The sequence below is a fragment of the Virgibacillus sp. M23 genome, assembly GCF_034190895.1.
Lineage (GTDB): Bacteria > Bacillota > Bacilli > Bacillales > Amphibacillaceae > Virgibacillus > Virgibacillus salarius.
The window spans coordinates 1-392 of sequence record NZ_JAWDHA010000370.1; the positions used below are offsets into that span (position 1 = coordinate 1).

Genomic DNA, 392 nt, shown 5'->3' on the forward strand with positions numbered 1-392 from the left:
TCTGCGCCGGCTCTGATGCTTGATATGTATGCTTCTCTTTTTCATTGCTGGGACGCTCTCTGTAAGGTGCAGCGCTTGGACGAGGCGCGGATTTCGGTTCGACCGATGGTTCGCGGCGCCTTCTCAGGTAATGATTTTTGTATCCATCAGGCACGACTGGAAAACGGAACTTGCCTTTTGGATATTCATAATATATTTTAGGATCTTCCAATCTTTTTAATTGTCCTTCAGGATGATGCACCTCTTGTTGCTGCGGAATTTGTGCGGGTTTTGTCTGCCGTTCAGCATCCTATTAGCTATCGCCTTAAAACAAATCAAAAATTTTTTGAAGCCAAATCATAATTTATCTCTAACTCCATTATTGTTTTCTGGGACGGTTTTTAGTATACCAC

At 42.9% G+C, this 392-nt stretch carries 1 pseudogene; it reads right to left on the minus strand.

From position 1 onward, the window contains the following. Window positions 1-289 (minus strand): annotated as a pseudogene (locus tag RVS70_RS23055) (cell division protein FtsK); the annotation flags it as partial. Window positions 290-392: the final 103 nt, after the last annotated feature.